Annotated in this window: 15 protein-coding genes and 3 tRNA genes; 2 read left to right on the top strand and 16 right to left on the bottom strand. The window is 29.6% G+C overall.

The features are described from left to right. Positions 1–10: 10 nt before the first annotated feature. From mrdA to M9397_RS01070, 9 genes are all read right to left on the bottom strand, one after another. On the bottom strand, positions 11–1861 hold the full coding sequence (gene mrdA, locus M9397_RS01110) for a peptidoglycan DD-transpeptidase MrdA (RefSeq protein ID WP_250227128.1): 1851 nt from the start codon (positions 1859–1861) through the stop codon (positions 11–13). A gap of 120 nt (positions 1862–1981) precedes the next feature. Then, on the bottom strand, positions 1982–2299 hold the full coding sequence (gene rsfS / locus M9397_RS01105) for a ribosome silencing factor (protein WP_250227127.1): 318 nt from the start codon (positions 2297–2299) through the stop codon (positions 1982–1984). Between the two features lie 609 nt (positions 2300–2908). Next, positions 2909–3937 carry a DNA polymerase III subunit delta gene (gene holA, locus M9397_RS01100; protein ID WP_250259822.1) on the bottom strand — a complete coding sequence of 343 codons (1029 nt, stop codon included), beginning with the start codon at positions 3935–3937 and terminating at the stop codon, positions 2909–2911. 64 nt (positions 3938–4001) lie between these two features. Beyond that, a complete protein-coding gene (lptE, locus tag M9397_RS01095; protein ID WP_250227125.1) occupies positions 4002–4568 on the bottom strand; it encodes an LPS assembly lipoprotein LptE in 567 nt (188 codons plus the stop codon). A gap of 4 nt (positions 4569–4572) precedes the next feature. Continuing rightward, a complete protein-coding gene (leuS, locus tag M9397_RS01090; RefSeq protein WP_250259820.1) occupies positions 4573–7197 on the bottom strand; it encodes a leucine--tRNA ligase in 2625 nt (874 codons plus the stop codon). Between the two features lie 260 nt (positions 7198–7457). Beyond that, the gene (gene lnt, locus M9397_RS01085; RefSeq protein WP_250227123.1) at positions 7458–8984 is read right to left on the bottom strand and encodes an apolipoprotein N-acyltransferase; all 1527 of its coding nucleotides are present in this window, start codon (positions 8982–8984) and stop codon (positions 7458–7460) included. A 2-nt stretch (positions 8985–8986) separates the two neighbouring features. Further along, positions 8987–9871: a CNNM family magnesium/cobalt transport protein CorC gene (corC, locus tag M9397_RS01080; protein ID WP_250227122.1), complete on the bottom strand. Its 885-nt coding sequence runs from the start codon at positions 9869–9871 to the stop codon at positions 8987–8989. Positions 9872–9905: 34 nt separating this feature from the next. After that, positions 9906–10382 carry an rRNA maturation RNase YbeY gene (gene ybeY / locus M9397_RS01075; protein ID WP_250227121.1) on the bottom strand — a complete coding sequence of 159 codons (477 nt, stop codon included), beginning with the start codon at positions 10380–10382 and terminating at the stop codon, positions 9906–9908. Positions 10383–10473: 91 nt separating this feature from the next. Next, on the bottom strand, positions 10474–11481 hold the full coding sequence (locus M9397_RS01070) for a PhoH family protein (RefSeq protein WP_250227120.1): 1008 nt from the start codon (positions 11479–11481) through the stop codon (positions 10474–10476). A 473-nt stretch (positions 11482–11954) separates the two neighbouring features. Here M9397_RS01070 and M9397_RS01065 point away from each other — a divergent pair, with 473 nt between their 5' ends. Then, positions 11955–13124 carry an FAD-dependent monooxygenase gene (locus M9397_RS01065; RefSeq protein WP_250259818.1) on the top strand — a complete coding sequence of 390 codons (1170 nt, stop codon included), beginning with the start codon at positions 11955–11957 and terminating at the stop codon, positions 13122–13124. Between the two features lie 298 nt (positions 13125–13422). On the opposite strand, the gene M9397_RS01060 is transcribed toward M9397_RS01065, so the two are convergent. The 5 genes from M9397_RS01060 to nagB all read right to left on the bottom strand — a co-directional run bounded on the left by M9397_RS01060 (position 13423) and on the right by nagB (position 16194). Next, positions 13423–13494: transfer RNA gene (locus tag M9397_RS01060), tRNA-Gln, on the bottom strand. 94 nt (positions 13495–13588) lie between these two features. Continuing rightward, positions 13589–13670, bottom strand: a tRNA-Leu gene (locus tag M9397_RS01055). Between the two features lie 22 nt (positions 13671–13692). Next, a tRNA-Met gene (locus tag M9397_RS01050) sits at positions 13693–13766 on the bottom strand. Between the two features lie 449 nt (positions 13767–14215). Next, positions 14216–15379: an N-acetylglucosamine-6-phosphate deacetylase gene (nagA, locus tag M9397_RS01045; RefSeq protein WP_250259816.1), complete on the bottom strand. Its 1164-nt coding sequence runs from the start codon at positions 15377–15379 to the stop codon at positions 14216–14218. Positions 15380–15390: 11 nt separating this feature from the next. Further along, positions 15391–16194 carry a glucosamine-6-phosphate deaminase gene (gene nagB / locus M9397_RS01040; protein ID WP_250227117.1) on the bottom strand — a complete coding sequence of 268 codons (804 nt, stop codon included), beginning with the start codon at positions 16192–16194 and terminating at the stop codon, positions 15391–15393. A gap of 923 nt (positions 16195–17117) precedes the next feature. Between nagB and glnS the strand changes: the two genes are divergently transcribed. Further along, positions 17118–18782, top strand: coding sequence for a glutamine--tRNA ligase (glnS, locus tag M9397_RS01035; protein WP_250227116.1), 1665 nt, complete (start codon positions 17118–17120; stop codon positions 18780–18782). 187 nt (positions 18783–18969) lie between these two features. On the opposite strand, the gene fldA is transcribed toward glnS, so the two are convergent. Further along, positions 18970–19503, bottom strand: coding sequence for a flavodoxin FldA (gene fldA / locus M9397_RS01030; RefSeq protein WP_250259812.1), 534 nt, complete (start codon positions 19501–19503; stop codon positions 18970–18972). 227 nt (positions 19504–19730) lie between these two features. Next, positions 19731–20495 carry an alpha/beta fold hydrolase gene (locus tag M9397_RS01025; RefSeq protein ID WP_250227114.1) on the bottom strand — a complete coding sequence of 255 codons (765 nt, stop codon included), beginning with the start codon at positions 20493–20495 and terminating at the stop codon, positions 19731–19733. Between the last annotated feature and the right edge of the window lie 172 nt (positions 20496–20667).

Here is a 20667-nt window from a genome sequence, read left to right as displayed (position 1 = left end):
ATATATATAATTATTGTAGTAAAACATAATCAAATATCTTTCTTGTAATTGATCCTATTGATACTCCAATTCTAGCGTTTTCTAAAATTACCACTACAGCTACCGTGGGATTTTCGTATGGAGCAAAGGCAGTCATCAATTTATGGTCTCTAAGAGATTCAGAAATCTTACTGGGATCATAATTTTGGTTACTTTTTAAACTAAATAATTGCGCCGTACCAGATTTTGCCGCTGCTTTATATGAAGCGTCAGCAAAACTTTTGCTTACTGTGCCATTTGGACGATTAGCTGCTCCGAACATTCCATCTTTAGCAATTTTCCATACATTTGATTTTGGATCGCCTACTTGATCAAATTCTGTTTGATGATATGGAACATGATCTTTTTCTAATACAATACTATCAAGCAAATGTGGAACACGCACGTTGCCATCATTAATTAAAGTAATTAAAGCTTTAGACATTTGCACAGGAGTAGCAGTCCAATAACCTTGTCCAATTCCTACCGGTATTGTATCCCCTTGATACCATGGTTGCTTGAAACGTTGTATTTTCCATGCTTTGGTTGGCATAACACCAGTTAACTCTTCAAATAGATCAATACCAGTATATCGACCATACCCAAATTTACGCATCCATTCTGATAAATTATCTATTCCCATTTTGTAGGCTATTTGATAAAAAAAAGTATCAGAAGATTCTTCAAGAGCTTTCGTGATATTTAGTTCACCATGCCCCCAACGTTTCCAATCACGATAACGTTTTTCTGAACCAGGTAATTGCCACCACCCAGGATCGGAAAACAAAAAATTCTGATTAACCACTCCCAATGTTAAAGCGGATACAGAAATATAAGGTTTTACTGTAGATGCAGGAGGATATATCCCTTGAGTAGCGCGATTAAGCAAAGGACAATTGTTATCCTTTAATAAAATACTATATTCTGTATTGGAGATACCATCAACAAACAAGTTTGGATTATAACTAGGATGAGAAATTAAAGCTTTGATCCCCCCATTTCTCGGGTCAATAACTATCACAGAAGACCGATTGCCTACCAATAATTTTATAATGTATTGTTGTAAATTCAAATCTAATGTTAAAACAATATTTTTTCCTGGTATTGGATATTTTTTATATAATTCTCTAATTACTTTTCCACGATTATTTATTTCTACAGCTCCATAACCCGGTGTCCCATGTAAAATATTTTCGTAATAGCGTTCAATGCCTAATTTGCCTATATTAGGAGCTGCAATATATTTACCCAAAATACCCTGCTTGTTTAATCGTTTTATATCCTCTCCATTAATTTTAGCAACGTATCCGATAACGTGAGTTACATCAGATCCATAAGGATAGTAACGACGTTGATAACTTTTGATCGTGACCCCAGAAAACCTAAACTTATTAACAGCAAATCGAGCTTGTTGTTCTTCCGTTAAATCAATTTTAATAGGCAATGAAACAAATTGAGCAGAATGTTTCCGAATTCTTTCAAAACGTTCTATATCATGATCACTTAAATTTAATAATAGTTTTAATTCATGAATCGTATGGCTTAAATTTGCTGCATCTTCCGGAACCACTTCTAATTGGTAAATAGTGCGATTTAATGCTAAAGCTATTCCATTTTGATCATAAATAATTCCCCTTTTAGGCGGAATAGGAATGATCTTAATCCGATTTTCATTGGAACGAGTAGTATACATATCAAAATGAACTATCTGTATTAGATATAGGTGAACAAATAAAATTCCAATGACCAACAACATAAAAACACACGCAATAGTTACACGACGTACAAACGACAACGATTCCGCTGAATAATTATGAAAAATTTGATGAGCATTGAACTTCATGTAATCAAAATTTATTTATATCTAATATAAATTATCAATATAAATAATTATACACTTATTTAATAAATAAATTACTATTCATTGTAATACCATGATCTAAATAGATATTTTTAATTTACGTTAATTCCAAAGCTTCTCTAATTCATATAATTTACGAATTTCTTTTTGCATTACATGTATAACTAAATTACCTAAATCTACTAAAACCCATTCACCAATACTCATACCTTCTGTACCATAAGGTTGTAAACCTAAACTACGGGATTCTCGTAGTATATCCTGAGATATAGAAATCACATGACGACGAGACATACCAGTACAAATAATCATGATATCTGTAATATTAATTTTACCAGACATATCAAAACATATAATATCCTGTCCCTGCATATTACATATAACATTAACTACAAATTCTTTTAGAACATCGGATTGCACAGTTTAATGTCCAAATATGTATTGCTTATAATTTTTACACTATCTTAGTATACAATTAATGTATGGTATTTGATACATTGAAACAATAACTATCTTATCAATTTTTTAATTTTTAAGATAAATACAAGTATTACAATACATCACTAATTCTAACAAAAAATGATTTCAACTTCTAAATTTTACATAATAAATATAGCAAACGCTAGTTTGTTGTTATGTTTTATCGTTCTTATATAGTTCTACATACATATATTGCTCAGTTAAACATTCAATTATCACCAGATATTCTCGTATCGAATATATAAGAATTGTTTATCTTCTTGATAAGAAGTATAAATTTTTTAAATTTTTAGGTATTATCTATAATAATACATACAGTACTATATATAACTATATGTTAGTAAAAAATTGAAAACTATTTTTCAACATTTTACTTTAATCTAGCAAAACTATTAAAATTTTTATCGGAAATTACTTTAATAACATATAATGTGTATATTATATAAGTATTTATTTTTAAAATAAAAAATTATTACAATCTCATCTAATAAATGAAACTTATAAAAAGTTCTATTATAAATATAGCTAATATACTTTAGAATTATCTTACTATGTCAGAACAACTTGTTTGTCGCAACATAGTATGAGTGATAATAATTCAAAACTTGATCGGGATAAATCCATATAATTCTTTTTGTATGTTAATTCTATTTGTACTAATAATTCTATCGCCTGATGTAATTGGTATAAACTTAATCGATTAACTGCTCTCGATAATAACGTACCGTGATACTTTTTGTATATTTTATATTTTTTTAATAAATTAAATAACGATTCTCCTTGGAGCATACTATACTTGATGTTAGTTAACATTAGTATCTCAGATTTAATTTTGAATAATAGTAGTTCTAAATCGACACCTACGTGTTCCAATTGTTTTAAGATACGATCAGAACGTTGTTTTTTGCCTATTAAAATCGATTCTATCCAATGGTGCATATTAAACAATGCCGAATCAGTCGCTATTTTTTTTACACGAATAAAATTTAAATTTCCATCAGGATAGATTAAAAACAGATTATGCAACGTTTGATTTAATAATGTTAAATTACCTTCATAATAATAACATAATAATTGACAAGCTAAATCTTCTATAACAAGTTTCATATTTTTAGCTTTGTTTTCCACCCACATCATCAAACGGGTATATGATGGAGTGTTGCAATCAACAAACATTCCTATTTTTCTAAAACATTGTAACCAAATATTATTTTTATTAATTTGATTTGACTCATGAACATGTAAAATTAATACTAAATCATCATGAAGAAACGAGGATAATAAAGGTACATTTTTTTTTAAAAAAGTAACAGGATAGTTTCGAGGGAATTTCAGTAAAAATATTCTACGTTTTTCAAATAAACTTGATACTCTGAATAAATTAAATATGCTCTCCCAATCGAAATACATATCCAATTCTACATTAACAGATTCATTGAAATTTAGCATTCTAGCTGACTGAACAATATTCAGATAACTATCTCTCAAAAAATAAGAATCGTTTCCGCATAGCACATAAACAGATCTCAATTTTTTTTTTAATTCTATCAACAATTGTTCTGGATATATCCAAATCATAATATATACAATGGTGAAATAAAAAATTTATGTTAAATATTTTAACAACAATTTCATATACATCCTAATTATAAAAATCTTCAAATCGTAAAAATAATTGATATATTAACTGTTGAGCCGCATCTCGATATATTTCTTTACGCATATCATGTTCTTGCATGTCATTAAACAAAACTTTTTCAGGATTTCTTATCAATGAACGATATGCATTAACATTGATAGGATAATAATTACTGTTTGGAATGAACAAATTAGTTTCTATATGCAATGTTAAACGATACTCAGCTTCTTTTCCGTTCTGAAATACAGAAGTGGTTATGCGTTTTTCTGAAGCATTGATAATGTTTAAACGAGGAATTTGTGCCTCTTGTATACACACGTTATCATTTAAATCATTTAAATCACCAAAAACATCAATACGATTTGTATTCAACTCAGTTATTATAGCCCGAGTTATCGGACCAAATGGATCGTAACTGCACAATATTATAGATCTTATAACATTTTTTTGTAATTTTTCTCCAGTACTATCTGTATACAACCGATAATTACAACTTGTGAATATAATTACAGCTACAACACTTGCAATTATTAAACAGATAATTTTTTTTATATAAACAACACCTGACATATTACTATTTTGCAATAATGTTGATCACTCTATTTGGAATGTAAATTATATTGTTTATTTTTTTTCCAATAAGATATTTGTTTAAAATTCCCTCCATTTCTAACAATTGATAAACTACATTCTTATCGCTATTCAACGGTACAAAAATCTTATGTCGCATCTTTCCATTAATTTGAACGAGAATAAGAGTGCTTTTATTTTGTATCGCTTCTGTATCTACAATAGGCCATGTTGCATTATCAATATCTTCAGAACCTCCTAAAGCTTTCCATAAAACAAAACTAATATGTGGGGTAAATGGATATAACAATCTCACTATTACTAATAACGCCTCTTGTAACACCGCTCTATCCTGCATAGTTGCTTGAGAAACATTGTGTAATGTATTTACTAATTTCATAATAGCCGATAAAGCGGTGTTAAATGCTTGTCTACGATCAATATCGTCAGTTACTTTTTCTATAGTTTTATGCACATTATATCGAATAAATTTTTGTACATGATTCAGCATTACAACACGCAATGTATCTACAGGTCCATATTGAATGTGACAATATACTAAGTTCCAAACACGTCTAAGAAAACGCCGTGCACCTTCTATTCCAGATTCTTGCCATTCCAACTTTGCTTCAATTGGAGCGGCAAACATTATAAAAAAACGCACTGCATCTGCTCCATATTTTTTAATAATTATACTTGGATCAATACCATTATTTTTTGATTTCGACATTTTGCACATTCCATCATAAATCAAATCACGTCCGTGTTTATCAGTAGCCTTTATAACGTGTCCTGTTCCGTCACGTTTTATTTTAACATTAGTTGGGTCTACCCATATATGCCGACCATCAGGGGACAAATAATAAAAAGAATCTGCTAATACCATGCCCTGACACAATAAACGTATTGCAGGTTCATCAGAATATACTAATCCTTCATCACGCATTAATTTGTGATAAAATCGAAAATACAACAAATGCATAACAGCATGCTCAATTCCACCTATATATTGATCAACTGGTAACCAATAATTAGCAGCATGCGTATTTAACATCGCTTCATTATCATGAGGACAAGTATAACGAGCGTAATACCAAGACGATTCCATAAAAGTATCAAAAGTATCAGTATCCCGAATAGCTGGTTGCCCCTTATAAGTAGTTTGAATCCAGTTAGAATACATTTTTAAAGAATTATTAATATATCTATATTCATCATCGTTATTGTTTTGTATAGTTGATATACTTTTTGGAAGAATTACTGGTAATCTATGAAACAATACTGGTTTCACAACCCCACTCGATAATGTTACCATAGGGATCGGAACCCCCCAATAACGTTGACGCGAAACACTCCAATCTTTTAAGCGATAATTAACGGCATGCTGAGCTACACCACGCTCAATTAACCATTTGGCAATCACGTTAGACGCAATACAGGAACTTAATCCATCAAATTCACCAGAATCAAATAATATCCCATCACAAATCATTGCTTGCGTTTGAATTATAACTCTTGGTTCAATTGCACTTAGATTTTTTATAACAGGTTTTATTGGTAAATTATATTTACGAGCAAATTCCCAATCTTGTTGATTATGAGCTGGAACCGATATAGCTGCTCCTACTCCATCATGTTCCACAGGTATTACAAAATTAGTAACCCAAATTGGCAATTTACTATTAGTAATAGGATGTATCGCGTAAACATTAGTAGGCACTCCTTTTTTTTCACAATAAAAAATATGTTTTGTGTTTAATTTAGCACAATCATTATTTTTTTGAATAAAATCCGCTACATTTAAATCAATTTTTGCAGCCTCTAATGTTATTGGATGATCTATAGATATAACCAAATAAGTAATGCCCATAAAAATATCTAATCGGGTCAAATATATTATCAATATATCTTTAGAATTTTCAATTTTAAAAGTGACATTTACACCCTCTGAACGTCCAATCCAATTTCGTTGCATAACTTTTACTTGTTCAGGCCAATGTATTAATTGATCTAATCCATGTAACAATTGCTCCGCATAACTAGTAATTCTTATAAACCATTGCGAAATTCTTTTATATTTTATACGAGTATGACAACGCCAACAGCAATTATTAATAACTTGCTCATTAGCCAAAACCGTTTTATGATATGAACACCAGTTTACTGATGCAGTTTTTTTATATGCTAGACCTTTTTTATATAATACAGTAAAAAACCACTGCTCCCATCGATAATATTCTGGATGACAAGTTATAAGTTCTCTACCCCAATCATACGCAAAACCTAATGATTGCAACTGACTTTTCATATAACTAATATTAGAATATGTCCAATTCGATGGATCTGTATTATTTATAATTGCAGCATGTTCTGCAGGCAATCCAAAAGCATCCCAACCTATAGGTTGTAATACATTTTTTCCAAGCATCCGTTGATATCGAGAGATTACATCGCCAATTGTGTAATTACGTACATGTCCCATATGTAAGTTTCCCGATGGATAAGGAATCATAGATAAGCAATAATATTTTTCTTTATTACTGTCTTCTATTACTGAAAAAGTCTTATTTTTATACCAATGTTTTTGCACAACACTTTCAATATCGCTTGGAGAATACGATTTACGCATAATAAATATCACAATCAATAAAAAAAATTTGTTAATTTAATTAATAATTTCCAAACTAATTAGAAATATTAATACTTACTGAATGAAAATTGTTTTTATCCAATAAAAAAATAACGATCACATACAATATATACATCATTAATAATATTTAGTCCAATTTTATTGATATTTTATAAAAATATTCATTTCATACTTAATAAAAATACAACATATAATTATTTAAGATCTCTATGTAATTCGACATTAAGCATTTTGAATTTTTAATAATATTTTTTAAAAATTAAAAAAATATATATAACAATTCCCAAAAAAAACCAAGATCCAAATTTTGCATATGGTGTCCAACCTGTGGTGGGAATAACCTGATCGCTAAGCACACCGGAAATAAACTGAGGAAGTTGTGCTTGCAGAGAGCCATCTGCATTGACAATCGCAGTAATTCCATTATTTGTGCTACATAATAAAGGCCTTCCCAACTCTAAAGCACGCATACGAGCCATTTGGAAATATTGCCATGGTCCAATAGAATTACCAAACCATGCGTTATTTGCAACAGTCAATAAAAAATCAGTATCAGATTTAAAATTATCACGTATTTGTTTACCAAAAATTATTTCATAACAAATAACAGTAGTCATCTTTATACACGACACACTCAATGGGGGTTGAAAATAACAACCTTTTTGCATGAAAGGTACAGGTATATTAAAAAAATTTAGCAGTGGTTTAAAAAACCTTTGAAATGGAAATCTCTCGGAACATAATACTAAATGATGTTTATCATACCGATTACAATTTGGGTATTTGTAGGATTCAGATTCTCCTAATACTATAACGCTATTATAATAATGATAATAGTTTTTGGAATAACGTATTCCAATAATCCCAGTAATTAAATTCGTTTGGGATTGTCTAAGTTTATGATCTAATAATGTCAAAACTATATTATGCTCAATTTCATTTCCTGGAATAGCTGATTCTGGCCAAATAATTATTTTCGTTTTTCCAAGTAAAGGTAAGGTATGGCCTATATATGTCTTCAGTATTTTTTCTACATAATTCGAATTCCATTTTATACGTTGATCAATATTGCCTTGTATCAAAGAAACATGAACAGCACGTTGTGGTTGTAAATGATACCATTGTATTCGTGTTAAGGGCCATGACAATAATAATATTGCCAAAGATACGATAGTCGATGATAATTGCGCTCTTTTGATAGAAACAGCTAATAATCCACTGATTAAAATAAGAATAAATGTAATACCTTCCACACCAAAAATAGGGGCAATACCTTTGAGAGGTCCATCAATTTGAGTATATCCAAATTGCAACCATGGAAATCCGGTAAACACATATCCCCTAATATATTCAACAATTGACCATATCACAGGAGCAGCACTTACCGTATGCCATATCGTTGCGTATGATTGCATCAACGACAATAAAACAGAAAATAATATAGGAAATAATATCAGATATAACACCAACAAAATAATTAATAAAATATTGATACAACTATACATATTACTAAACTGGTCTATACTGATATAGATCCATTTTAATCCGCTACCAAAGAATCCAACACCCCAAAAAAAAGTATACCATGCAGCTCGTCTCCACGTAGAATCTAAAATTATTTTTAATAAAACAGTTAAAGAAATGATACTAGCTGGCCAAAAATTATATGGAGAAAAACCCAAAATACCAAATGCTCCGAATAACAACACAATGAAAGACCAAAGATATTGTTTATATTTATAATATGTAGTAACAACAACAATCATGTCTACAAATTATCTTCTTTAGGTATATATGATGAGTTTTTGGGGATTTGTACAAGCAATTGCACAATACGATGACTATCTGTGAGAGTAACTTTAAACTTATAACCTAAAATATTAATAGATTCTCCATTTGAAGGTAAATGCCCAAAAGATTGCATGATAAACCCCCCAATAGTATCTATTTCTTCATTATGAAAACAGGTGTTAAACATCTTATTAAAATCTGTAACAGGGGTTAATGCGTTAATAATAAAAGTATGTTGATTTACTTGGCAAATATTAAAACTATCTTTGTTATCGTATTCATCTTCAATCTCACCAACAATTAATTCTAATATATCTTCGATAGTAATTAACCCAGACATTCCTCCAAATTCATCTATTACAATAGCCATATGACAACGTTGTAAACGAAATTCTTGTAACATCCTATCTACTCCTTTATGCTCTGGCACTACCATCGCTGGACGTACAATTTTATCAATACTACATGATTGTGATTTTTTTAATATAAATGGTAATAAATCTTTAGCAATCAACACACCTTTAATTTTATCCTGATTACCATATAAAACTGGGAATCTAGAGTGAGCAGATTCTATGATAATATTGAGTTGTTCATCCCAAGACTGAGTATTTTTTAAAAAAATAATTTGCGCCCTAGGCACCATAACATCTCTAACTTTTTGATCAACAATATCCATAACTCCTTCTAACATATCTCGAGTATCTGAATTTATCAAAGAATTTTGTTCAAAATCACGTATTAAGTTTAATAAATCATTGCGATTTTTAGGGCTACTATGAAAGAGATGATGTAATATAAAAGTGAAAAAACTTTTTTTACGAATAGAATTAACGTTCTCCTCTAAATTACTATTATTCATAATATTATTTGCTTATATCTTATAAAAAATTTAATTATCTATGCGCGACATAACAACACGTTCGATATCCACATTGTTGAAGTATACTTTTTTCTAATCGTTGCATTAATATAGCTTCTTCATCAACAATATGATCATACCCTAATAAATGTAATGATCCATGAATTATCATATGCGCCCAATGTGATCTATCATCAGGTATATTTCTTTTTTTAGATTCATATTCTATAACTTGGCGGCAAAGTACTATATCTCCAATTAGTGATGACTCAATTCCCAACGGCGGCGTAAAAGGAAAGGATAAAACATTAGTGGGATAATTTTTTTTTAAATAATACCAATTTAAATAACGCATCTCTTTTATATCCACTATACGTACAGTTAATTCTATTTTCTTTTTATGTACAGAAAATATAACAGATGCCCACGATTGCAACATTTTCCTATCAGGTAATCTATGTAAATTTTTACATGCCAACTGCAAATCGATAATCACTTTATTATTTTCCATCTATTATAATCCTTTATTATTATAATAATTCTTATCACTACTATTTATTTTATTTATAATTTAATTCATAATCATTCTTGTATGTATCTTATTATGTTGATATATATTCAAAATTCTTCTTGTTATCCCATGCTTCGTAGGCATCTATTATGCGACTTACTATTGCATGACGTACCGAATCGTCTTTAGTAAAAAAATTAAAACTAATATCTTTAATCATGGTCAAAACTTTAATGGCATGTGTTAGACCTGATGACTGATTAGGGGGTAAATCAATTTGGGTAATATCTCCTGTAATAATTACTGTAGAATGAAATCCAATACGGGTTAAAAACATCTTCATTTGAGTAATAGTCGTATTCTGACTTTCATCAAGAATAATGACAGAATCGTTTAATGTACGTCCACGCATATAAGCTAATGGAGCTACTTCTATTATATTTTTTTGTATCAATTGCTCTACTCTTTCATGTCCAAGTATATTAAATAAAGCATCATATAATGGGCGTACATAAGGATCAGATTTTTGATTAAGATCACCCGGCAAAAAACCTAATTTCTCTCCAGCTTCAATAGCAGGGCGAGTTAAAATAATATGTTTATTTATTTTACGTTCTAATAAATCTACTGCAGCAGCAATAGCCAAATATGTTTTCCCCGTTCCTGCAGGTCCTATTCCAAAAGTGATATCATGATTAAAAATATTATAAATATATTGTGTTTGGTTTTTTGTACGAGGCTTTATGATTCCATATTTTGTTGCGATGTGTATCCGATTATTACTAATTGATTTAGTGTATTTATATTGAGTTTGTAATACCTGGATTTGTTTAATAGTCAAATATACTTGCTTCGGATCTATGTCATGAATCATACCGCATTTGGTTTCTGTATCCGAATATAAAGACACCAAAACATTAGTAGCAGTATCAACTGATACTGATGTTCCTATTAATCTAAAAAAATTATCACGCCGATTGATAGTAATATTTAATTGATGTTCTAATTGCTTCAAATTATCATCAAAAGGCCCACATAGACTTATCAAACGTTTATTATTTGCTGGTTGTAACCTGATTTCTTTAGTTTTTAAATTCAAACATTACTCCTAAATTAATTGGAATAAAAACAATTGATAATAATATTTAGATTACATCAAGATGTTAAAGATAACATTGGGGAACATTATTTTTAGAAACAAAAAATCTACCATTTATAACGATAAAAACTTCTTAATATTTTCACTTTTAAATGCAACTTTTAAATTTCAAAAAATGGAAATAAACATGCCCCAAAACATTAAAAATCAATAACTTAATAAAATAACCAATATATTAATGTAATATATATAATACATATATATTTGAGGGTAAAACAATTACAATCATAAGTCAAGGACATATGATTGTAATTAAATCTGCAGATTTAAAAATATTTATTTAATTTAAAATGACTATATGTTATATATATCTGTTATCCTGAGTAGGTTGATATTTTATTACATAAAATTTTAATATCACATTAAAATACGCATATATACAGATGAACCTTTGTATTAGATCATAAAATATTATGAATAAACTATTCTGTGATGTCTTGATATTCGGAGCTGGTATCATAGGTGCATCATTAGCATTGCGTCTTTCTAAATACGGTATCAAAGTAATTATAGTAGATCATAAACATCCTGTTCCAATAAAAAAAAACCCGAATATTCGAGTTGCTGCCATTAATCACGCTTCAATAAAATTCTTGCAACAAATTAATGTATGGAAAAAAATTCCTTCTAATTTTTGTACACCATACCACTGCCTAGAAGCGTGGGAATGCCCATCATCAAAAGTAATTTTTCATTCCATGTCTGTAGGAATATCTACAATGGGATGTATCGTTGAAAATAACCGTTTACAATCAGCACTTTGGAGAAGCTTCATGAACTTCAAAACAATAACATTGTATTGCCCATCCATATTATTATCTACACATTATGACGGGTTTTGTTGGAAATCTATTCTTGATAATGGTATTATAGTTGTGAGTCGTTTATTAATAGGAGCTGACGGAATTTATTCTCAAATTCGAAAAATATTAGGAATTGGAGTAATTGGTTGGAAATATCGTCAACTTTGTATGTTACTCAGCATTAAAACAGACAAACACAAAAAGGGAACAATTTGGCAAATATTTACTCCTTATGGTCCTATAGGGTTCTTACCTTTATATAATCATTGGGGATCATTAATGTGGTACAACACTCCCGAGCGTATTCATAAATTACAACAATTGCCTATATCAATATTAGAAAAAGAAATCGAAAATAATTTTCGAAAACAACTAGGTCGCATTAGGTTACACAACATGACTGTAGTTCCATTGATTCGTCAGTGTGCACACAACTACATAACTCCAGGAGGAGCATTAGTTGGAGATGCTGCGCATTCTTTACACCCTTTAGCAGGACAAGCAATAAATTTAGGACTTCGTGATGTCATGAGTTTATCACAATTATTAATTGATTCACGTGTGTTTGACGAATATTCAAGTATTGCAGAAGTATTAACATCCTATCAAAATAGTCGTAAATACGATTCTTTCCTCATGCAATCATTCATAGATTGGTTATATATTATTTTTCATAATAATTATTTACCACTAAAAATAGCCAGAAATCTTGCATTTATGACAATTGAACGTTCTTTATATCTAAAAAAACAAATATTGAAATATGCTGTAGGCATATAGTATATGCACTAATTTTACACTAGCATCATACTATAGTGAATCTTTATAGCTGTATACTACTATAAAGATTCTCATTGAATTATTAAAAATTTAATTATTTAAATTAAAATTTATATTTATATTTTTTCCATATACACATGTATGTGTACAATACTGTTTGCTTAAGTATATTTTGAATATTCATATTGAATAATCTATTCAAACAATAAATGATTTGAACTGTAAAAATACAACAAAACATTTCGAATGTATTATATTGTTTATTAAGAAGCATAACGATTAACATAATCCAACCCCACTGGGGCACCAGGATTCGAACCTGGGAATGACGGGATCAAAACCCGTTGCCTTACCGTTTGGCTATGCCCCAATCATCCATTTAACATATCTACCTTATGTCTTGCATACTGATATTTGATTTATATTATATATGCATATTTTTTATGCTTATTCAAATAAACAAATACGGGAGACGAGACTTGAACTCGCATACTTCTCAGTATCAGATCCTAATTCTGACGCGTCTACCTATTTCGCCACTCCCGCTTGTACTGATCTGATATATAAATAGCTACGACGGGACTTGAACCTGTGACCTCAGCATTATGAGTGCTGCGCTCTGACCCACTGAGCTACGTAGCCAATATCTCTGCATATTTTTTCATCGATAACCCAATTACCAACCAAAACACAAACTCATAATATCATTATTATGCAACAACTATAAAATATCCGTCAACTTTCTTTTTATATACATATATAGGTATATTTTTAATTATTATGTAAACTTATCATTTTATTATAAAAATTATAAAATTATGTGATTTACCTGACAATCACGCTCATATAAAAAATGACAATGTCATTGATTCAAAGCAAAAAAAATAAAAGTCATCGTTTAAATAAACACTTACTATGAAAATTATTTCACATAATAACTCAATGTTATTTGTGTATTATACAATAACGTATAACTTACAGTGATTACAATTTAAAAATTGCTAATCTAACACCAAAAATTTAATCAATACAACAAACATTCCATCATGAATAGCATTTATTAAAACATATATGTCCATATGTAAGTAAATTTATAACAATGATGTATTCACTATTTTCCCATTAACAATAGTTTTTTTTATTTGATAGTCTGTATTAAAAACAGTTAAATTAGCAATCTTATTTATTTCTAAGCTACCTAAACAATGATCCATTCCAATAACTTTAGCTGGATATAAAGTAGCCATACGCACAGCTTCATCTAATGGTATTCCAGCGTATTCAACGCTATTTTTAATTGCTTGAATCATTGTTAAAGTTGATCCACTGAGTACGCCTTTACTATCCACACATCTATTATTACTATGATATATAGTTTTGTTAGAAAAAAGAAAACAAGATTTCCCCTTATTCAATCCCGCAGGACTAGTAGCATCAGTTACTAAAATTAAATGATCTCCTTTAATTTTTTTAGCATATCTAATGTTAGCCCAATGAACATGCAAACCATCTGCTATAACACTGCAATATATTTCTGGTGCATCAAAAATAGCTCCGATAACACCAGGTTCACGAGCAGTTAACGGAGGCATAGCATTAAACAAATGAGTCCCAAAACTAACACCATATGAAAAACTAAATCGGGTTTGTTTATAGGTAGCATTAGAATGTCCAATTGCAATACAAATACCTGATTTTTGTAACTTTTTAATACATGTCATGTCCAATAATTGTTCAGGAGCAAGAGTTATCTTTCTGATAACATCACTATTCTCACACAAATAATTTATCATCTCTTCTGTTGGCACACGAATCAATGTTGAGTTATGTATCCCTTTTTTTGTAGAGTTCAAAAATGGACCTTCCAAATGTAATCCTAAAGCCTGGTTGTTGTTTTGAGATAAAAAAGTACGCATGACATTAACAGCTCGTTGCATCAAAACATCATTACTAGTAATTAACGTTGGAAGAAAACTAGTACAACCCGAAAATTGGTTAGTTATTTGCATTGTTTTGAGTGTACACATTGATATTGCATTGATATGATCATTGAATTGCACACCGCCACACCCATTAACTTGTAAATCTATAAATCCAGGTGTCAACAAAAACCCTGATAAATCATGTACCTCCATGTGTTTAGGTAACTCGCTCTTCAAACAAATAGCTTTAATAAAATTATCAGAAACAATAAGCGCATGATTGTCAAGAATTTTTTTACCAGTGTATATTGTACTATTAATTAAAGCATACATATTTTAATAAACTATATTATGATCGTCTGATTATTTATTTCTAATTCTTGAAAATACTTGACTGTTTTTATTTTTAATTCCTCGGTTGATGATTCATCGCATACTAATACCGATTTAGGATGCAATTGTAAACAACTGATAGTCCACATATGATTAACGCTACCTTCAATTGCCGCTTGTACTGCTATCGCTTTATCTGCTCCAGTTGCTATTATTATTATTTCTCGTGATTCCATTAATGTAGCAATTCCAATAGTTAATGCAAATTTAGGAACAGAATCAATATTATTTTTGAAAAACTTAGCATTTGATATACGAGTTTCTTTACTCAAGTTTTTAAGTCTAGTACGTGACGCTAAAGAAGAACCAGGCTCATTAAAAGCAAGATGTCCATCACTACCAACTCCTCCTATCAGCAAATGCATACCTCCATATAATTTTATTTTTTCTTCATATCGTTTGCATTCATCCTCAATATTGTTAGTATTTCCATTTAAAACGTATACATTTTTTTTAGGGATATCAATATAATTAATAAAATTTGTATGTATAAACGTATAATAACTGTTTGAATCTGTACAAGATAAACCAAGATATTCATCCATAGTAAATATCACTACATATTTAAAACTTACTTGATTAGATCGATACATTGTTATAATATTCTCGTAAGTCTTTATTGGAGTTCTTCCTGTTGGTAAACCTAATACAAACGGATTGTCGAAGGTAGGATGAAAAGCATTAATACGATTAACAACATAATGCGCAACCCATTGAGCAACGTGATCAGAGGTACCTAAAAATACAACTCTCATGTAAGAATCCTTATTTAATTGGGTTGATAATGAAATCATCCTATATTTTATTGTTAAAACTAATACAAATACTACAAATTCTACGCATCTGCATTAGTAGTAAATATGATGTGATATCTTGTAAGTATAAAGATCAGAATTTTATTGATGCAATACTGAAAATAATAAAAAACCATGAAAATTAACATATCTCACTGCGTAGCTGATTCAATATCAATATACCAATAATTATTGAGTAATAATATGACCAACACGCGATGATTCCTCGATTATTTTAATACTTCAATATATGTGTTTATTTCTATTTATACAAACGTTCCATACATTTATTCTAATGAAATGAGCATTCCTACTTGCTATAATCATCTTTAAATCAATATCCACTCTCAATTCACTTCAACAACATCATTGCACTTATTCTAAAACTGTCATGAATATATTATATTGCATATAGATATAGAAAAATTACAACATCAAAATAACGTTTGAATTATTCTCAATTTATGTACAAACAAATATCTACAGCATTACAATTTTTCTTACTTTATAACAAAATAATCTTAAAGACCATAGTATCTCTATAAAAATATGTAAATACAAATTATGTTTATTTCCATATGTAAATCATACATTATTAATATAAAAAATAAAATCCATTATTACATAATTTATATCGCAATTATTTCACACAATATATCTACATTTAAATAACAATTACAACAACGAAATATTTTAAATTCTAATTTATGTGTTTATTAACACATTACACAAGCGCATGTTATAATTTTATAAAAAAATTATATTCTTTAATAATTTTTATATTTTCCATATAATAATCTTAATTCAATATCATCACCGATAATAATAAAGATATTTTTCCTACGGATTAACACAATAATTATATATTTACAAAAAGGATAAAAATGAAGACTCTCATGAATTATCGACCTAATTTTATCAACCATATTATTGATAAAGATTTAAAATTAAAAAAACATTTTAACGTACGCACACGATTTCCTCCAGATCCTAATGGACATTTACATATCGGACATGCTAAAGCTATTTGTCTTAATTTTGGTATTGCCCAATATTATCACGGTCAATGCAATTTACGGTTCGATGATACCAATCCAGAGACAGAACACGAAAAATATATTGAAGGTATAAAATATGACATTCAATGGCTTGGCTTTATGTGGCATGGAGATGTACATTATTCATCTGATTATATTGAAGAATTACATAATTATGCTATTAAATTAATTAAAAAAGGATTAGCATATGTAGATGAATTATCTACGGACGAAATTAGAAAATACCGAGGAACATTAACACGTTCTGGTAAAAATAGCCCATACCGATCTCGTAGTATTAAAGAAAATTTAATGTATTTTTCTAAAATGCGTCATGGAGATTTTCTAGAAGGCGGAGCGTGTTTGCGCGCTAAAATTAATATGGCCTCTTCTTCTATGGTGATGCGAGATCCAGTATTATATCGTATTAAATACACTCCACATCATCGTATTGGAAAAAAATGGTGTATTTATCCAACATACGATTTTAGTCATTGCATTTCAGATGCAATAGAAGGTATCACTCATTCTTTGTGTACTTTAGAATTCCAAGAGAATCGCATTTTATATAACTGGATATTAAATAATGTTGATATAGATATACACCCTGATCAACATGAATTTTCTCGTCTTAATTTAAAATATATAATCACATCTAAACGTAAACTTAATATATTAGTTACAAAAAACATAGTTAATGGATGGGATGATCCTCGAATGCCTACTATTTCTGGATTACGACGTAGAGGATATACAGCCAGATCAATTCGAGAATTTTGTCATCGCATCGGTATCAGTAAACAAGAAAGTCAAATAGAATTATCACTTTTAGAATCATGTATTCGTGCAGATTTAAACAAACATGCGCCACGACTAATGGCGGTGATCAACCCAATAAAAATTATCATTAACAATCTTCCTACAGGATATGAGGAAATAATAGAAATGCCGAATCATCCTAATAACTCTAATATGGGAGTTCGTCATGTCGTTTTTAGTCAAGAAATTTTTATTGATCATTTTGATTTTAGTGAAATATTAAATAATAATGATAAATGTTATAAATTAACTTTGGGACAAGAAATACGATTAAGATATGCTTATGTCATAAAAGCAGAGGACATCAAAAAAGACAAAAACGGGAATATTATTTGTATTTATTGCAGTTACGACCCACTTACTTTAAACAAAAATCCAACAGATGGTAGAAAAATTACTGGAGTAATACATTGGGTATCGGCGACCAGGAACATATCAGCTGAATTTCGTCTATACGACAAATTATTTACTCATCCCAATCCTTCTATTGCAACCAATTGGATTACCAATATCAATCCTAAATCTTTAATAATTTCTCGAGGAGTTGTTGAAGAAAATATAATTTACTCCTATAGTCCTGGTCCGTATCAAATTGAACGAGAAGGGTATTTCATTATAGACCGCCACTACTCTAAAGCATCTCATCTAGTATTAAATAGAACCGTAACCTTAAAAGAATCTAAACATTACTAAATAAATAAATTCAAAACTATTATACAATCATGTCTGGACAATCTTCTATGCACTAATAATACTGCCTTCAATCACAATTCCCAACTAGCTCCCAAAAACCCATTACATCCCAGGGTACATAAAACCCCAAAGAGAGTAACCTGTAATCATTCTAATTGTATACACAAAATTATCAATGCAATTATTTTTATTTGTTGTAATTGTAAATATTCATTTCATTCCGAATTTGATTCACCCAATGTTGTACACGAATCTCTGTCATTTCAGGTTGACGATCTTCATCAATAGCTAATCCTACAAACTTATCTGTACCAATTAAACTTTTTGAAGTATCAAAATGATAACCAGATGAAGACCATAATCCTGTAACAATAGCTCCGTTTTTCAAAATAATATCATATAAAATACTCATTGCATCACAAAAATATTCCGAATAATCTTCTTGATCTCCGCATCCAAAAATTGCTACTTTTTTTCCAGAAAAATCAATATTTCTTAGCACAGGTAAAAAAGCATCCCAATCACATTGCGGTTCTCCGTAATACCAAGTGGGGATTCCAAATAATAAATTATCATAATTTTCTATGTCTTCTTTAGAACTCATAGCTATATCAAAAACATCTGCAATACTTTTTCCTAACTGTGTCCGAATCATTTTAGCAAGTTTTTCAGTATTACCCGTATCACTACTAAAAAAAATACCTACTAACGCTGATTTCATAATATTTCAACCTTATATATTGTATAGTATAAATCACATTTTTATCATCAATCAAAACGCATACAATTTCATTCAATATCGCATCAAAATATCAATACAATTCACATGTTTATATAATCATTTATGATGACACATAATCAATTGTAATAGATCGTTAACATCTTTTATTTTTGAATTACATAAATTTTTGAAAAATAATATATAAAATATACCATATATTTTAAAAATTAATGCATAATAAATTCACTAATCGCACTTAACACATCCACGGGATTATCCCAATGCACCCAATGCCCTGCATTAGGTATCATACAAATGCGCGCCTTCGGAAATTGATGGTAAATATCATTTAAAAAACGATTATCGAGGTACGCAGATAATGCACCTCTAATAAATAATGCTGGACCCCACCAAGTTTGGTATGTATTCCAACCACTAATATGAATATAATTATTTCTAATGGATGAAAAATTAAAAATCCAAGATCCCTGACGAAAAGATTTCAATAAAAAAAATATTAATGATTGATCGAGACAATACTGCCGCATAAGAAGCGCAGCTTCATTTCTATTTTTTACTCCAAAGATATTAACACGCTCAATTGCATGAAAAATATTATCGTGACTATGTATATCGTATTTTATTGGAGCTATATCAATAATCACGACTTTGGTTATGCGGTGAGGAGCCAACATACACAATTTCATTGCAACTTTACCGCCCATTGAATGGCCAATAATTATGCATTTATCTATTAACAACCGATCTAGCAAATCTAAAATATCTTGCGCCATTACCGAATAATTCATAAATCGTTCATGAGGAGAACGACCATGATTACGTAAATCAACTTGCACGACACAACAATACCGAGCTACTCCTTCTGCAATAATCCCAAGATTATTAAGATCACCAAAAAGCCCATGAAGCATTATGACTGGAGTTTTTGTTAATGCAGAGTTAAGCATTTGCAATCGATAATTAAGCTGCATATAGTATAATACTTATTATTAATAACACTGTAATATTTGTTTATCATTACCTAAACAATATTATATATTTAGTACGACGTATCAGGATACCTAATGAAATGATACAAGCTTACATTTTTTCATAAACTTTTATATCATTAATTCACAAGTATGAATGTAATATTTTTAAAAT

Source organism: Blochmannia endosymbiont of Camponotus sp. C-003 (genome assembly GCF_023585685.1).
GTDB lineage: Bacteria > Pseudomonadota > Gammaproteobacteria > Enterobacterales > Enterobacteriaceae > Blochmanniella.
Note: the sequence above shows the minus strand (reverse complement) of the source record. Positions and strands in the feature narration are given on the sequence as shown.